Annotated in this window: 16 protein-coding genes and 1 tRNA gene; 8 read left to right on the top strand and 9 right to left on the bottom strand. The window is 36.6% G+C overall.

Annotated elements, in window-relative coordinates; all coding sequences use genetic code 11:
- Nucleotides 1-14 precede the first annotated feature (14 nt).
- The 6 genes from ABEG20_RS03830 (at nucleotide 15) to sucC (ending at nucleotide 5,142) form a co-directional block, all read left to right on the top strand.
- Nucleotides 15-326, top strand: coding sequence for a hypothetical protein (locus ABEG20_RS03830; RefSeq protein ID WP_406826068.1), 312 nt, complete (start codon nucleotides 15-17; stop codon nucleotides 324-326).
- Nucleotides 327-338: 12 nt separating this feature from the next.
- Nucleotides 339-1,898: a DUF4173 domain-containing protein gene (locus tag ABEG20_RS03825; RefSeq protein WP_406826067.1), complete on the top strand. Its 1,560-nt coding sequence runs from the start codon at nucleotides 339-341 to the stop codon at nucleotides 1,896-1,898.
- Nucleotides 1,899-1,904: 6 nt separating this feature from the next.
- On the top strand, nucleotides 1,905-2,516 hold the full coding sequence (locus ABEG20_RS03820) for a hypothetical protein (RefSeq protein ID WP_406826066.1): 612 nt from the start codon (nucleotides 1,905-1,907) through the stop codon (nucleotides 2,514-2,516).
- Between the two features lie 7 nt (nucleotides 2,517-2,523).
- Entirely contained in the window at nucleotides 2,524-3,075 is a 552-nt protein-coding gene (locus ABEG20_RS03815; RefSeq protein WP_406826065.1) for a hypothetical protein, read from the top strand.
- A 128-nt stretch (nucleotides 3,076-3,203) separates the two neighbouring features.
- Nucleotides 3,204-3,551: a hypothetical protein gene (locus ABEG20_RS03810; RefSeq protein WP_406826064.1), complete on the top strand. Its 348-nt coding sequence runs from the start codon at nucleotides 3,204-3,206 to the stop codon at nucleotides 3,549-3,551.
- Between the two features lie 391 nt (nucleotides 3,552-3,942).
- The gene (gene sucC / locus ABEG20_RS03805) at nucleotides 3,943-5,142 is read left to right on the top strand and encodes an ADP-forming succinate--CoA ligase subunit beta (protein ID WP_406826063.1); all 1,200 of its coding nucleotides are present in this window, start codon (nucleotides 3,943-3,945) and stop codon (nucleotides 5,140-5,142) included.
- A gap of 431 nt (nucleotides 5,143-5,573) precedes the next feature.
- On the opposite strand, the gene ABEG20_RS03800 is transcribed toward sucC, so the two are convergent.
- The 3 genes from ABEG20_RS03800 to ABEG20_RS03790 are packed head-to-tail and all read right to left on the bottom strand — an operon-like array spanning nucleotide 5,574 to nucleotide 6,964.
- On the bottom strand, nucleotides 5,574-5,780 hold the full coding sequence (locus ABEG20_RS03800; RefSeq protein WP_090982160.1) for a helix-turn-helix transcriptional regulator: 207 nt from the start codon (nucleotides 5,778-5,780) through the stop codon (nucleotides 5,574-5,576).
- A gap of 36 nt (nucleotides 5,781-5,816) precedes the next feature.
- Entirely contained in the window at nucleotides 5,817-6,404 is a 588-nt protein-coding gene (locus ABEG20_RS03795) for a hypothetical protein (protein WP_406826062.1), read from the bottom strand.
- Between the two features lie 2 nt (nucleotides 6,405-6,406).
- Entirely contained in the window at nucleotides 6,407-6,964 is a 558-nt protein-coding gene (locus ABEG20_RS03790) for a hypothetical protein (protein ID WP_406826061.1), read from the bottom strand.
- Nucleotides 6,965-7,551: 587 nt separating this feature from the next.
- Here ABEG20_RS03790 and ABEG20_RS03785 point away from each other — a divergent pair.
- Nucleotides 7,552-8,412 (top strand): RNA polymerase sigma factor RpoD/SigA, encoded by an 861-nt coding sequence (locus ABEG20_RS03785; protein WP_010601359.1) that lies wholly within the window; start codon nucleotides 7,552-7,554, stop codon nucleotides 8,410-8,412.
- Between the two features lie 647 nt (nucleotides 8,413-9,059).
- Entirely contained in the window at nucleotides 9,060-9,719 is a 660-nt protein-coding gene (locus ABEG20_RS03780; protein WP_406826060.1) for an ATP-binding cassette domain-containing protein, read from the top strand.
- A 206-nt stretch (nucleotides 9,720-9,925) separates the two neighbouring features.
- On the opposite strand, the gene ABEG20_RS03775 is transcribed toward ABEG20_RS03780, so the two are convergent.
- From ABEG20_RS03775 to ABEG20_RS03750, 6 genes are all read right to left on the bottom strand, one after another.
- Entirely contained in the window at nucleotides 9,926-10,789 is an 864-nt protein-coding gene (locus ABEG20_RS03775) for an AMP nucleosidase (RefSeq protein ID WP_406826059.1), read from the bottom strand.
- Between the two features lie 93 nt (nucleotides 10,790-10,882).
- Complete coding sequence (gene clpX, locus ABEG20_RS03770) at nucleotides 10,883-12,151, bottom strand: ATP-dependent Clp protease ATP-binding subunit ClpX (RefSeq protein WP_406826058.1); 1,269 nt, start codon at nucleotides 12,149-12,151, stop codon at nucleotides 10,883-10,885.
- Nucleotides 12,105-12,812 (bottom strand): ATP-dependent Clp endopeptidase proteolytic subunit ClpP, encoded by a 708-nt coding sequence (gene clpP, locus ABEG20_RS03765; RefSeq protein ID WP_057932889.1) that lies wholly within the window; start codon nucleotides 12,810-12,812, stop codon nucleotides 12,105-12,107. The genes clpX and clpP overlap by 47 nt, the downstream gene beginning before the upstream one ends.
- A 60-nt stretch (nucleotides 12,813-12,872) precedes the next feature.
- Nucleotides 12,873-13,232: a four helix bundle protein gene (locus ABEG20_RS03760; RefSeq protein ID WP_406826057.1), complete on the bottom strand. Its 360-nt coding sequence runs from the start codon at nucleotides 13,230-13,232 to the stop codon at nucleotides 12,873-12,875.
- 82 nt (nucleotides 13,233-13,314) lie between these two features.
- Nucleotides 13,315-14,667 carry a trigger factor gene (gene tig / locus ABEG20_RS03755; protein WP_406826056.1) on the bottom strand — a complete coding sequence of 451 codons (1,353 nt, stop codon included), beginning with the start codon at nucleotides 14,665-14,667 and terminating at the stop codon, nucleotides 13,315-13,317.
- Nucleotides 14,668-14,828: 161 nt separating this feature from the next.
- Nucleotides 14,829-14,910: transfer RNA gene (locus ABEG20_RS03750), tRNA-Leu, on the bottom strand.
- Between the last annotated feature and the right edge of the window lie 21 nt (nucleotides 14,911-14,931).

Below are 14,931 nucleotides of genomic sequence, written 5' to 3'. Positions count from 1 at the left end.
AGCACTTTTAAAAAATGGGAACTGAAGACATACCTGAGCCTCAAATGAATTACTTAGGCAAAAGAATCGCTTACTATTCTGCCATCGTTGGCACCTTGATATTTTTCACCTACTTAATCTCAAACCTTTTCTTTTTAATGATAGCAGGAGCAGTTTTCATACTTGGAGCTGCAATTTTACACATCCTGGTGTTAGCGCTAATTATAGTAGAACTTATTTCTAATAAGGCCTATTGGAGAAACTCCTTATTAACAATCAGCTGTATGCTCTTAAATATTCCTTTGGTAATGCTCTACATTTTCATCTTAAGCTATTTCAATTTATAAACCTTAAACAAAATGAAAAATAAATCGAACCTTTTGCTACTATCTGTCCTACTGGGCGGCCTGCTGTTTACTTTCCTTTTTTGGGAAGAAAGACTTGCACTCAATCTGCTTATTTATAGCATATACCTGCTGGTAATCACTTTTATTAATCCGGAGGTAGTTAAGAGTACCAAACTTAAAATTTACGGTTCGGCACACCTGCTGGCAGCATTACTAGTGGTGATTAACAATTCCGATTTATCGTTGGTAACTTATTACATCAGCTTACTGTTATTTATCGGTTTTGGTCATCAACAACAAATCAGGACCATTTTTACTGCTTTTTTAGCAGCCATTCTACAGCTGGTAACGGTGCCGTTTAATGCGATGAAACACTTAAGTCAAATCAGTATCGGCAATGTGAGCCTTAAGCCCATTTTTACTTTGATTAAATACATTTTCATACCCATCATCATTGTAATCTTGTTTTCATGCCTGTATGCAGCTGCAAGTAATGTTTTTGCACATTATGCAGGAACCATCTTAACCAACATTGGCGATTTTTTAGATTACGTACTGCACTTCTTTTTTAAAGACCTGAGTTTTGAGCGCATCATGCATTTATGCCTTGGATTGGCCATAACAGGAGGTTTACTGCTGGCCTTTTTTGATAAAAGCCTCGAAAAAGCAGAACTAAAATGTAAAGAACAACTGGAAAGGATCAGAAGAAGTATCGGGCAGAAAACAATATGGTATAATATCGTACAAACGTTTACCGGCAACCTGCTAACACGGAAAATGGCGTTGAAAACCGAGTACATTGTGGGTCTCATCTCCTTCGCCGCACTTAACCTGTTATTGCTGATGTTAAATGCGATTGATATTACTACACTTTGGTTTGGGTATGAACCTTCAGGCAATTATTCGGGAGAACTGCACCAAGGTACAAATTCATTGATTTTCAGCATTGTAATGGCGATGGCCGTAATCCTTTATTATTTTAGGGGGAGTTTGAACTTTTACCAAAAAAGTAAAACGTTAAGGACATTGGCCTATTTCTGGATGATTCAGAATTTCATCCTGATCATATCAGTATTCATCCGTGATGGTTATTACATCGAATTTCATGGTTTAACCCATAAAAGGATTGGCGTGTTGGTATTTGCTATCCTTTGCATTATTGGTTTGGCAACGGTTTATCTTAAAGTAGCCAAACAGAAAACCATATTCTATCTTTTCAAAGTGAACGGAAATATCTGGTTTATACTATTATTAGCTTTTACCCTTGTGAATTGGGATGTTTTGATTGTAAAATACAACCTCAATCACGTTGATGCTGTTTCTATTGACCCTTACTACCTCACTTCTCTATCAGAAAAGACACTACCTATTTTAGATAAAAACCGGTCAAAAATACACCCTTCAACCAATAACAATTCGGAAATCGCCAAAGTATACCAGCCAGAAGAAGCTTTAATGAGAAAATTGGATCAACGGATTGATTATTTTAAAGAACGTTATAACCAGGAAAGCTGGTTATCATGGAATTTACAGGATTGGAATACGGCAGAATATTTTGGGTTGAATAAATAGTAACAGATGAAAAAGGTATTAATCTGGGGCTTATCAATTTTAGGAACAGGGATATTTCTTTATGTAGCCTATGTAATGTGGGCAATATGGGCATTTATGGGCGCAACGGATACTTATTATTCAAAAAAAGATCTAATTGAAAATTACCGTTCCAAAACAAGAGAGATTTATCAATTAAAAAAATATGCAGAACAAATCATCCCAAATGATAAGTCGTTAACGATAGAGTTTGAGAATGATGAAAAGCTAGCCATTTTCCATCTTTCAGACAAAAAAGGGAGGTCAAGCAATTGGAATATTAAAATAAGTGCTAAAAAAACAGACTCCCTACTAACTGAACTTGGGTGGACGAAACAAACCTTAATGCAGCTAAAAGAAAAAATGGATAATGCCAATTGTATATCTGTTGAAAGCGGTGAACCATTTACCATTGGTTACCAAAGAAGCGGCATGGGAATGTATTTCTATAACTTATTTGATAAACCGCTAACCGATAGCTTAAAAAAAGCATATAATGATGGTTGCATGCATATTCTATATAACGAAAAAGTGGCTTTAGAATTTGGTGGTGGTGCAATTGGCCAACAATGCTTCGAAGGTTATTTGAATAAAAAATAAACAGATAATGGACTTTTTAACATTTAAACTAATCGTTGCTTTTTTATTACTTTTTTCAGTTTCCTTACTTCCGTTAATACTCATTACAATCATTATAAGAAGAAAATGGAGGAAGAAATTAAAGTATGCTTTAATTATTCTTTTAACTAGCTTACAAGTGTCAATTTTTTATTCTGTCTTTATTGCTTTATATCCACCCGATTCTTTTTATATTGAAGAGTACAAAACTGTAATCGGCACTCCTGCTCCACCATCAGCAAATGTGGTTAAAAAATCGGCAAGCTATCCGGATTTTCATGGCAGCTACAATTCAGTTTCTTTAATAAAGCTTTCGGATTTAGATTTTACTTTTCTCAGAAACGAAATAAACAAAAGCAAAAATTTTGGAGAGGCTGATCTTATTTATACTGAAACACTTAACGATGTTCTAAATTCAGATAATGGCATCAAGCAAATTACTTGGAAAGAAAGAAAAAATGCTAAAAAAGACTGGCAACACCATTTCATAGGGTTTTTAGATCAGCAAAAAATGGTCATTATCTATTACGTAAACCACTAAACATTTTTTCCAAAATCCACTTATAATTAACCGCTCCACTCTTCCAGCCTCAGTTGGAATTTACCCCTGATGCAAATGGCATCGGGGGAATTAAAAATTAATTAGTTGTATATTAAAACATTAAAATCATGAAAAATCTACAGTCGACATTTAACTCACCAGGAACACGGATTGCCACTATACTCGGTGTTGTAGCCTTAGTTTTAAGCATTCCACTTGTTGCCATGCAATTTACCAATGAGGTAAAATGGGATTTAACCGATTTTATGGTAGCCGGCGCTTTATTGTTAAGTACAGGCCTCGCCATAGAACTGGTGATCAGAAACCTAAAAACCGGGACTTTAAGAACAATCATTTTATTGATTATTCTATTGGCTCTATTCCTGCTTTGGGCAGAGCTGGCCGTAGGTATTTTCGGGACACCATTTGCAGGAAGTAAACCGATGCCATTAACTATTTCGTTCCCGCAGATTTAAGATGGTTAACGCAGCGGAAATGTTTTTTTTTTTGCATTTGCAGGAACCAACTTTGTTTTTAAGCCTGATTGCAGCGGTAAGCCCGGAGCGTAGTGAGGACTTATAGCGGAAAGCAGGGCTACCAGCCGCCACCAGAAACTGCCCCATCACTTTCAAATAAAGAAGATCTGCTCAATCAGCCGGATACCATAAACCAGCGTACCTAACAAACACTAATTTCCCGTTTAACATAAAACGTTCATTTTCTTAAAAAATCGGTAATTTCTATTTGTTTAAAGGCTTTGAAATTGTAGCTTTGGGCAAATTTTATAGCAAATGAACCCGATGCTGTTAAAACAGTTATTTTGATAGTAGAGGCTCCATCTGACAGATAAAGAAAAAATATAAACAGATGAATATTCACGAATACCAGGGTAAACAAATATTAAAAAGTTTCGGTGTTAACGTTCAAGAAGGAATAGTTGCCGATACTCCTGAACAAGCTGTTGAGGCCGCTAAGCAACTGAAAACCGATTATAACTCTGATTGGGTTGTAATTAAGGCGCAAATCCACGCTGGTGGTCGCGGTAAAGGTGGTGGTGTTAAATTGGCCAAAAACCTTGAAGAAGTTAAACAACGTGCTACCGACATTATCGGCATGCAATTGGTAACCCCTCAAACCGGACCAGAAGGTAAAAAAGTGAACAAAGTTTTAGTGGCTCAGGATGTTTATTATCCAGGTGCTTCTGAAACTAAAGAATTCTATATCTCTGTATTGTTAGACCGTGCGAAAGGCCGCAATATCATCATGTACAGTACCGAAGGCGGTATGGACATCGAAGAAGTTGCTGAGCATACCCCACATTTAATCTTCAAAGAAGAAATCGATCCTAAAGTTGGTCTGCAAGGCTTCCAGGCGCGCAAAATCGCTTTCAACTTAGGTGTTAGCGGCAACGCTTTCAAAGAAATGGTAAAATTCGTTACTGCCTTATACAAAGCTTACGAAGCAACCGATTCTTCCATGTTCGAAATTAACCCGGTATTAAAAACTTCTGATGATAAAGTAATTGCGGTAGATGCTAAAGTAAATCTGGATGAAAACGGTTTATTCCGCCACCCTGATTATGCTGCCATGCGCGATGTTACGGAAGAAGATCCGATGGAAGTTGAAGCAAGCGCAAGCAACCTGAACTTCGTTAACCTTGATGGTAACGTAGGTTGTATGGTTAACGGAGCCGGTTTAGCAATGGCTACCATGGATATTATCAAATTAGCTGGCGGTGAGCCTGCCAACTTCCTTGACGTAGGTGGAACTGCAAATGCACAAACCGTTAAAGCGGCGTTTAATATCATTTTGAAAGATCCTAACGTTAAAGCCATCCTGATCAACATTTTTGGTGGTATTGTACGTTGTGACCGTGTTGCTCAGGGTGTTATCGATGCATACAAAGAAATCGGAAACATCCCTGTGCCAATTATCTGCCGTTTACAGGGTACAAATGCTGAAGAAGCTAAAAAATTAATCGACGAGTCTGGTCTACAGGTTTACTCGGCAATCGCATTAAAAGAAGCAGCTGATTTAGTAACCAAAGTGTTGGCTGGGCAAGCGTAATTTTTAAGATTAAAGGTTAAAGGCCAAAACTTAAAGCAATATCATATTTCAAAACCTTTCAGTGCACGCTGGAAGGTTTTTTTATTCTCATCTTTTATCAAAAAAAATCATCATCGCCCGTCGCACAACTAAACGGAGAGATCTAATTGAACAGTTTTTTTTGAAAATGTACGGTTCTGCTGCTATGGCGGCCTCCTGTCCTGCTATCCCTCCAAGTCCTCACTCATACTTCGCTTCGGGCTTTCCGTTCTATCAGGTTTATTTAACAAAAAACAGTAGTGCTAATGGGTAGTCGGGATTTGCAATCCCGTCTGAACGAGTTGTGAATTTGCAATCCACGCTAAAAGATTAAAGCAAATTCAGCATTCAACCTGCAAATTCTATCAACTTCCGAAATATTGACGAATGAATGCCATATTATATTCCGGAAGTCATTCGGCTCGGAATTCAAGAATATCACCAGGCTGACAATCCAAAACTGCACAGATGGCTTCTAATGTCTCCAAACGGATCGCCTTCGCCTTGCCTGTTTTCAGGATAGATAAATTAGACATCGTAATCCCTACCCGCTCACTCAATTCGGTAAGCGACATTTTACGCCGGGCAAGCATCACATCTAAATTTATAATTATGGGCATTTTGAATCGGTAAAGTTAGAAATGTTTTCAACTAACCTAAATGGTTAAATCGTTTTCTTGTTTAAGTTTTCTCGTGTACACAATGAACTGGTAAGTTGCATTTGCCAGTATAATCAAGCCCATTGAATAAAGACTGGAAAAGCCGTGTGTATGGTCATGTTTAAATGATCCACCAGTTAAATTACCAACATATTCATCCATCACCGTTATGCCTCCGATGCTTATAGCCAAAAATAAAAACATCACGATCACCAATAACTGATAAATATTCTGTTCTTCAAGCCTATCAATATTAATCAGCCTATACCTGATGGCCAATAAAATGGCGCTACCTAAAATGAGAAAAAAAACAACTCCTGCACCACCATCATCAAAAATTTGATTTTCAAGGGCAAGCGATTGCTTCAGGCTGGGCCTTAACTGTATCTTTCCTACTCCGCTATTGGTAAAATTAAACCCCTTAATATTTAGTTTGCTTACCGGTGCATTCCTGACCACATTAATAGTTAAACTACCTTTGTTGAAATCTATAACAGCATAAATAAAATGTGCAAAGACAGAAACCAAGGCATAAAAAATCAGGCTGTAAGCCGAGTTTCTCAGAATTTTTATTGTGTTGCTCATGGTTAAATCGTTAAATCGTTTTCTGCCTGAATTTCTATGCCACTGTTTACCAGCTGTACAATAACGAAAAGTATAATGGACATAAAAAACCATACATCAGCGCCGCCAAGATTTAATGATTGAAGATTGGGTGTCTCAATTCCGTGTGCCCCTAACGAAATGATATACTTATTGCCTGAATAGGTGAACAACCCTATCCCTAGCGCTAGAAAAGCTTCTTTTGAAATAAAATGCCTTAATTCTATACCGAAAGGCTGAGTAATACTGATTTTTTTCTGGGTAAAAACTTTTATAATCAAATAGAATATTATGGCTTTTAATACAGCTACAATAATAACTACTGTAGAGATAACAAGAAAATATCCCTGATCGAGTTTGTAGACACGAGCTAAATAATCTGCGCCATCCCAAAAATTGCGTACTCCATGCGCATGTATACACAATATAGTAACCATGTTTACCAGCATTCCGCCTGCTTCAATACATAGTGCAGTAAAAATTACCCAGGAAAGCACCTGTAACACCTTGAAAATCAGCTTACTTTTTATTTTAATTTCCATAGTTATATTTCATTTTAAAAGGTTTGTGTTAAGATTTGACCTGTAAATGGTCGAGTCGTTTTTCCTTTATTTTTTATTTCTTATCAGGATTGCCAAAACATAGAAAACCGCCATAGACAACAAAGAGGGCGCATAAAATAGTTGAGGTGAAATGTCTTTCCAATATTAAATCCCATAGCATCTAAAAAAATTCAAGAAGTAGAAAACTGCATTGATACCTAACCATCTGACAAAAGTTCTTAAGCTCAAAATCAGCTTGTCAATGGCAGATGCAGTTTTAGCTTTAAAAAAAGAAATTTAAGAAACGTCATATTTATTCAATTAATTACTCAACAAACATAAAAAAATATTTATTACAAATCAAAATAAATTTATTGAATTACAATAAATAAATATTATAAAGCAGTTATATCAGGATATTTCAAACAAAATAGATCGAAAACTTTATTGGAATGATTTTTGTTGTAAGTAAAAATATAAAAAACATGTGCAAACGGTAACATTTTCAGCATTTTATCCTTTCGGATTGCCATACAATTTCGTAACTTTGCACACTTCAATAATTAAAGAGCACACAAAACGTATAAATGAGACAACTCAAGATAACGCAATCCATTACCAACCGTGAAAGTCAGTCGTTAGATAAATACCTGCACGAAATTGGTAAAGTAGATTTAATAACAGCAGAAGAGGAAGTAATTTTAGCAAGGAAGATTCGTGAGGGCGATCAGGCTGCATTAGAGCGCTTAACAAAAACCAACCTGCGTTTTGTTGTGTCTGTTGCAAAACAATATCAGAATCAAGGTTTAACGCTAGGCGACTTAATTAATGAGGGTAACTTAGGTTTGATTAAAGCGGCTAAACGTTTTGATGAGACTAAAGGTTTCAAATTCATTTCTTACGCTGTTTGGTGGATCCGTCAATCTATCTTGCAGGCTATTGCCGAGCAAAGCCGTATTGTACGTTTGCCTTTAAATCAAGTTGGTTCCTTAAGTAAAATCAGTAAAGCTTTTTCTAAGCTAGAGCAAGAATATGAGCGTGAGCCTTCTCCGGAAGAATTAGCAGATATTTTAGAAACAACTGTAGACAAAATCTCAGATACTTTAAGCAACTCTGGCCGTCACGTATCCATGGATGCTCCTTTCGTTCAGGGTGAAGAAAACACATTATTGGATGTATTGGAAAACCATGAACCAAATACAGACAGTTCATTAATCAACGAATCTTTATCAGAAGAGATTAAACGTTCATTATCTACTTTAACGGAAAGAGAAAGAGAAATTATTGTTTTATTCTTTGGCCTGGGGTCTAACCACCCTCTTTCTTTAGAGGAGATTGGTGAGAAATTTAATTTAACACGCGAGCGCGTTCGCCAGATTAAAGATAAAGCGCTACAACGCTTACGTCATACTTCAAGAAGCAAAATCTTAAAATCTTATTTAGGATAAGAGATTAGATTTATACTAATAAACAAAAAAAGATCGGCTAATGGCCGATCTTTTTTTGTTTATTAGTAGATTTCTCCGCTACGGTCGAAATAATGATCACACCCTACCAACTTAATTGCCATTACTCACTAATATAAATAATTAATTTTCAGGCATTTATAAAGAGTAATCGTTTCAGTATCTTTTCTAAAAAATAGACCCTGAAATAAATTCAGGGTGACGACCAGATCATAAAAAACTTTATAAAATATCTTCAGAAAAAATGATTAATCGAACTCAGGTGCGATCATTTTTTGTTCACGTACAACTAAATTTATCGTTATGATTTTATATCTTTAAATCATGCCGATTGGTTTACTCAAAAAATCCTTAACGATATACAAATCCATATATTTATGGAATATATCGGTTAGCTTACTCACATCGGTATTTTTCATTTTAAATGGTTTTAAGGAGCCAGGGATTTACATTTCTGCCCTACTCATCAAATTTATCGGCTGGTTATTTTCTGTAGCCATATACTTCCTGTTTTATCAGTCTACTGCATATTATTTCAAAAATCAGGGCATAGGATTTAGAAAAATCATGATCAACCTGGTTTTATATGACTTAATGGTTTTTATCGGAATTTTAATTGTATCATCAACATGCAGGAACTTTCTATCGACAGTGTTAACCAATCTTTTGCAGACCGCGAAGTACTGAGCAGTGTTTACTTAAACTGTAAAATTGGCGAAGTAGTTGGTTTATTGGGCAGAAATGGATCGGGTAAATCAACCTTATTAAAAATTATTTTCGGGAGCTTAAAAGCGAACTTCAAGTACCTTAATATAAATAATATTGTATATGAAAAAGGTTATCTATCTAAGAACCTGTCCTATCTGCCCCAGGATAATTTTATTCCAAAACAGATCACTGTTATGCAGGCCATTCATACCTTTTGCAAAATAAAACAAGCTGATTTAAAGCAAATTGAATTTGTAGACAATCATTTAAATGCTAAATTCTATGATCTATCCGGTGGAGAACGCAGGTTTATAGAATGTTTATTATTGATTTACAGCGATGTGCAATATGTACTTCTTGATGAGCCATTCTCGCAATTATCGCCATTATGGATAGAAGAGTTAAAAAAGCATATTAATAAATTAAAAGCTGATAAAGGCTTTATTATTACCGATCATTACTACAAATCTATCCTGGATGTTTCTGATCGCATTGTACTGCTGCATAATCAATGTAATTACACTATCAATAATGAAGAAGACCTGGTAACTTATGGTTATCTCACAGGCTTTACCGTTTAAATTTAAAGACTCTGTCGTGCTGAATGATTTCAGCTTCTGTTTCTCTCTTTCAATAACTCAAAAAGATCCTGAAACAAGTTCGGGATGATAAAAAAATCCATTCAATGCAATCTGTTCAGATAGTTTCTTCCATCCTTAAAAATAGAATAAAGACCCTGAAACAAGTTCAGGGTGACAATCATTTTGGATAACGATTTTTTTAATGTTTAAAACAACAAGTGTTTAACCGTTAATCCATTATTAATTAATTGTTTCAATGAATCGATACCAATACGCAAATGCGTTTCTACATATTTTTCGGTTACAGTGCTGTCACTCTCTGCCGTTTTAACACCTTCAGGGATCATCGGTTGATCGGATACCAAAAGTAATGCACCAGCTGGGATTTTATTCGCAAATGCAGTGGTAAAAATTGTTGCTGTTTCCATATCTACCGCCATCGCCCTCAAAGTTTTCAAGTACTTTTTAAATTCTTTGTCGTGTTCCCAAACCCTGCGGTTGGTGGTATAACAGGTTCCGGTCCAGTAATCTCTTCCGTGATCGCGGATAGTAGTCGAAATGGCTTTCTGCAAGGCGAAGGCCGGCAAGGCAGGCACTTCTGCAGGCAGATAATCATTTGAGGTACCTTCGCCCCTGATTGCCGCAATTGGCAGGATTAAATCACCCAACTGGTTTTTCTTCTTTAAACCACCACACTTACCCAAAAACAGTACAGCTTTAGGTTTAATCGCTGTTAATAAGTCCATCATGGTTGCTGCCAGCGGACTTCCCATACCAAAGTTGATAATGGTGATACCGTTCGCGGTAACACTTTGCATAGGCTTATCTAAACCCATAATCGGCGCGTTATCATTCCACTCCGAAAACATGCTCACATATTTACTGAAATTGGTCAACAGGATATAATCGCCGAATTGATCTAATGGTCTGCCAGTATAACGTGGCAACCAGTTTTTAACAATTTCGTCTTTCGATTTTAATCCTGATTTAACAGGACTTTCTACTTCTTTTACTTTTTTCGATTTCGCTACAATTTCTTCGTCTTTTTTAATATCTTTTTCTTCGTTCATACTTTTTAGTTTAGAGCCTTGCGCCCGGCGCATAGCGTTAGCAATACTATATTACAAAAAATCCTCCCGCTTTTTGCGGGAGGATTTGAATTTTTATGCGGCCTGCAACTTTTTAAAGTCGGCCTTTTCAAATTTTTCTATCGCATAATCGAGATTGATGTGCAACTCCTTCACATCAGTCTGTGTTGGGGTATCAAACATCGCATCCAACATAATCGCTTCGCAGATTGATCTTAAACCACGGGCACCCAGTTTGTATTCCATTGCTTTATCCACAATAAAATCTAAAACTTCATCCTCAAAAACCAGCTTCACATCTTCGTAAGCAAAAAGCTTCACATACTGTTTGATCAATGAGTTTTTAGGTGCGGTTAAAATGTTTCTTAAAGATTCTTTATCGAGAGGGTTTAAATGAGAAAGAACCGGTATACGGCCAATTAATTCTGGAATTAACCCAAACGATTTCAAATCCTGAGGTGTAATATACTTATAAAGGTTTTTAAGATCCAATACGGTCTCATCTTTCTTTACTTTATATCCTACAGCCTGTGTGCGTAAACGATTGGCAATTTTACGTTCAATACCATCAAATGCACCACCACAAATGAATAGAATATTATTGGTGTTTACCGGAATCATTTTCTGATCCGGGTGTTTACGTCCGCCCTGCGGTGGAACGTTTACCACCGTACCTTCTAATATTTTCAATAAAGCTTGCTGAACGCCTTCACCCGATACATCGCGTGTAATAGAAGGATTGTCACTTTTACGCGCTACCTTATCTACCTCATCAATGTAAACAATACCACGTTCTGCAGCAGTTACATCATAATCCGCAGCCTGTAGCAATCTCGTTAAAATACTCTCCACGTCTTCACCAACATAACCTGCTTCTGTTAAAACAGTAGCATCGCAGATACAAAATGGCACATGCAGAATTTTCGCAATGGTTTTAGCCAAAAGCGTTTTACCTGTTCCGGTTTCGCCCACCAGCATGATATTCGATTTTTCGATCTCAATCTCGTCTTTATCAATTTTTTGATTTAAACGTTTGTAGTGATTGTAAACAGCAACAGAAAGCACCTTTTTAGCATCATCCTGACCAATTACATATTGATCGAGGTGTTGTTTAATTTCAAGAGGCTTTAATAAATTTATCGCCTCCTGAATATTTTTTGTCCCTTTGGTTCCTAATTCCTGGGCAAGCAACTGATTGGCCTGGGTAACACATTTATCACAGATAAATGCATCCATGCCTTCAATCAGCATTAAAGTTTCATGCTTGCCAGAATGGCAGAATGAGCAACGGGATTCTTTATTTTGTTTCGCCATCTTTTTTTGCGTTTCTCGATAATACTTCATCAACCATACCAAAACCTTTTGCCTCATCGGCAGTCATCCAGTAATCGCGATCTGAAGCTTTCTCTACCCAATCATAAGTTTGACCAGAGTGTTCTGAAATAATATCGTATAATTCTTTTTTCAATTTCAACATCTCTCTTAAGTTGATCTCCATATCAGATGCCACACCCTGTGCACCTCCTGATGGTTGGTGGATCATTACTCTTGAGTGCGGTAAAGCAGCTCGTTTACCTTTGGCACCGGCTACCAATAAAACAGCCCCCATTGATGCGGCCATACCTGTACAAATGGTTGCTACATCTGGCTGGATATATTGCATGGTATCATAAATACCTAAACCTGCGTAAACTGAACCACCTGGCGAGTTAATGTAGATCTGAATATCTCTATCTGCATCTGTTGATTGTAAAAACAACAACTGCGCCTGGATAATATTGGCATTCTGATCATAAATCGCATCACCTAAAAAGATAATACGGTCCATCATCAATCTTGAAAAAACATCCATCTGTGCTACGTTCAGCTGGCGTTCTTCAATAATATATGGCGTCATGCTCTTAGGATTCAAATTAGCCTGTGCAATAAATTTATCTACGTGTAAACCGCCAATTCCCTGATGTTTAACGGCAAATTTCCTGAATTCTTGTGAGTCTATGTTCATGAGTTATAGAGTTTGGCGTTTTGCGATAAGCGTTTTATTAGCCTAAACCAAATACGCGGGTTATTTTAATAAATATTTCCTGAAGTTGGTTAATTTCCGTGCCAATTTATCTAATTCTTCCAGATAATCATTCAACTCTGTGTCAGAAATATATTTTCTCCGTTCTAAAACTACTAAAATATTTGCATTCTCAAACGTAGAACGATGTGCAATATTCAGATAATGAGCGAATTCCTTATTGGAAACCGAACCTGACCCCTCGGCGATATTATTGGATATGCTAAGAGCAGCCCCATTGAGCTGCTCTGCAAATCTGTATTTTTTATCAACTGACAATCGGTCAGCTATATCTAGTAATTTATCAGTTAACTCGATTGATAACTGCCAAACTTCGAGCGATTGAAATTTAAATTGTGCCATAACTAAATATAGCAATAGCACAATCATTTACAAAACAGCTTAGGCACTTTGCTAAACGCTTAGCGCCACACGCTAGCCGCTTTTACTTTTTCTCCACTAGCGCCACAAACTTATCGTAATCAATATCTTTTTGCTCTAAAGTAACGACAGATTTGATTTGTTCGAAAGTTTTTAATGCTTTTACCTCTTCGAAAACACGGTTTGCATTTTCTTTTTCCTGTAAAAACTGAACAGCATACTGCGCCAATTGATCTTCAGGAAGCGGACTTGGGCTGTACATTCTGAATTGTGCATCTAATTTAACTTTAGCCGCCTGAACTACATCCTCATATTTGATTTCGATACTGTTATCTTTAATGATTTTATTTTCGATTAAAGTCCATTTAAGGTTTTTAGCGAAATCATCATAACCTTCAGCTAATTCTTCGTCTGTTAATTTCTCGTTTGTAGCTTTTAACCAACGACGTAAAAATTCATCAGGCAATTCAAACGTGTGCTTAGCTAAAAGTGCTTCATAAATATCGTTAGATAATTTACGCTCAGCATCTTGTTTAAACATACTTTCTACCTCTTCGGTAATTTTAGCTCTGAAACCTGCTTCGTCAGTTACCGTACCCTCACCAAATAATTTATCAAAAAACTCCTGGTTTAAGTCTGATTCTTCTAAACGGTTAACATTTTTAACATGAAGTTTGAAATTTGCTTTCAATTCAGCTGCTACTTCTTCCGGAATGTTTAAAGCTTTAGCAGTTACAGCGGCATCTTCAAATGCTTTTTGAATGTCGACAGTTACTTCATCATCTTTCTTTAAACCAATGAGCGATTTAAGAATCTTTTTATCTTTAATTTGATCTAAACGAACACTTGCAGTACTGGTAATACCGCCTTCAACAGCAGTACCATCTTCAGCTACCTGGGTTAACTCGGCATAAAGCACATCACCATCAGCCGAAACTTCAGGATTGGTCATTTTACCGTAGCTACGACGGATATTTTTGATACGGCTTTCTAAAGTTTCCTGATCAGCTTTGATCACGTATTCTGTAAATTTATCTTTAGATGAAAGATTTACTTCAAATGCCGGTGCTAAACCTAACTCGTAATCAAACTCGAAATCATCTGTATTATCCCATTTAAATTCACGCTCATCGTCCGTTTTAGGAAGGGGTTGACCTAAAATTTCTAATTTTTGCTCAGCAATATAGTTAGATAAGGTATCGTTTAACAAATTGTTCACCTCTTCTACTAAGATACTTTTGCCATACATTTTTTTAATGTGGGCAGCAGGAACCATTCCTTTACGGAAACCAGGTAATTGTGCTTTTTTAGCTTGATCTTTAATGGCTTTCTCTACCTTTCCAGTGTAATCAGCAGGTGCGATCTTGATTTTTACAACAGCATTTAAGTTGCCGGTTTTTTCCTGTGTAATATTCATTTTTTCTGAGATATATTAAGATGTGCTTTAGATCGGCGCATTGAAATATGATAAAAACATATGTCGACAGAACCGAAACAGTACATCAATTTTTATTAATCAATGTTTTTTAAAAACAAAACCGTTCCGATGTTAACATCGGAACGGCCTTTATCTTGTTGTGCGGAAGAAGGGACTCGAACCCCCACGCCGTGAAGCGCCAGATCCTAAGTCTGGTGCGGCTACCAATTACGCCACTTCCGCAGTTAGGATGTTGTAAGGACT

Source organism: Pedobacter sp. KACC 23697 (assembly GCF_045348445.1).
Lineage (GTDB): Bacteria > Bacteroidota > Bacteroidia > Sphingobacteriales > Sphingobacteriaceae > Pedobacter.
Note: the sequence above shows the minus strand (reverse complement) of the source record. Positions and strands in the feature narration are given on the sequence as shown.

Excerpts from the sequence above, each read along its gene's own strand:
- ABEG20_RS03830 (WP_406826068.1), top strand. The coding sequence starts at position 15 with ATGGGAACTGAAGACATACCTGAGCCTCAAATGAATTACTTAGGCAAA.
- ABEG20_RS03825 (WP_406826067.1), top strand. The coding sequence starts at position 339 with ATGAAAAATAAATCGAACCTTTTGCTACTATCTGTCCTACTGGGCGGC.
- ABEG20_RS03820 (WP_406826066.1), top strand. The coding sequence starts at position 1,905 with ATGAAAAAGGTATTAATCTGGGGCTTATCAATTTTAGGAACAGGGATA.
- ABEG20_RS03815 (WP_406826065.1), top strand. The coding sequence starts at position 2,524 with ATGGACTTTTTAACATTTAAACTAATCGTTGCTTTTTTATTACTTTTT.
- ABEG20_RS03810 (WP_406826064.1), top strand. The coding sequence starts at position 3,204 with ATGAAAAATCTACAGTCGACATTTAACTCACCAGGAACACGGATTGCC.
- sucC (WP_406826063.1), top strand. The coding sequence starts at position 3,943 with ATGAATATTCACGAATACCAGGGTAAACAAATATTAAAAAGTTTCGGT.
- ABEG20_RS03800 (WP_090982160.1), bottom strand. The coding sequence starts at position 5,780 with ATGCCCATAATTATAAATTTAGATGTGATGCTTGCCCGGCGTAAAATG.
- ABEG20_RS03795 (WP_406826062.1), bottom strand. The coding sequence starts at position 6,404 with ATGAGCAACACAATAAAAATTCTGAGAAACTCGGCTTACAGCCTGATT.
- ABEG20_RS03790 (WP_406826061.1), bottom strand. The coding sequence starts at position 6,964 with ATGGAAATTAAAATAAAAAGTAAGCTGATTTTCAAGGTGTTACAGGTG.
- ABEG20_RS03785 (WP_010601359.1), top strand. The coding sequence starts at position 7,552 with ATGAGACAACTCAAGATAACGCAATCCATTACCAACCGTGAAAGTCAG.
- ABEG20_RS03780 (WP_406826060.1), top strand. The coding sequence starts at position 9,060 with ATGCAGGAACTTTCTATCGACAGTGTTAACCAATCTTTTGCAGACCGC.
- ABEG20_RS03775 (WP_406826059.1), bottom strand. The coding sequence starts at position 10,789 with ATGAACGAAGAAAAAGATATTAAAAAAGACGAAGAAATTGTAGCGAAA.
- clpX (WP_406826058.1), bottom strand. The coding sequence starts at position 12,151 with ATGAAGTATTATCGAGAAACGCAAAAAAAGATGGCGAAACAAAATAAA.
- clpP (WP_057932889.1), bottom strand. The coding sequence starts at position 12,812 with ATGAACATAGACTCACAAGAATTCAGGAAATTTGCCGTTAAACATCAG.
- ABEG20_RS03760 (WP_406826057.1), bottom strand. The coding sequence starts at position 13,232 with ATGGCACAATTTAAATTTCAATCGCTCGAAGTTTGGCAGTTATCAATC.
- tig (WP_406826056.1), bottom strand. The coding sequence starts at position 14,667 with ATGAATATTACACAGGAAAAAACCGGCAACTTAAATGCTGTTGTAAAA.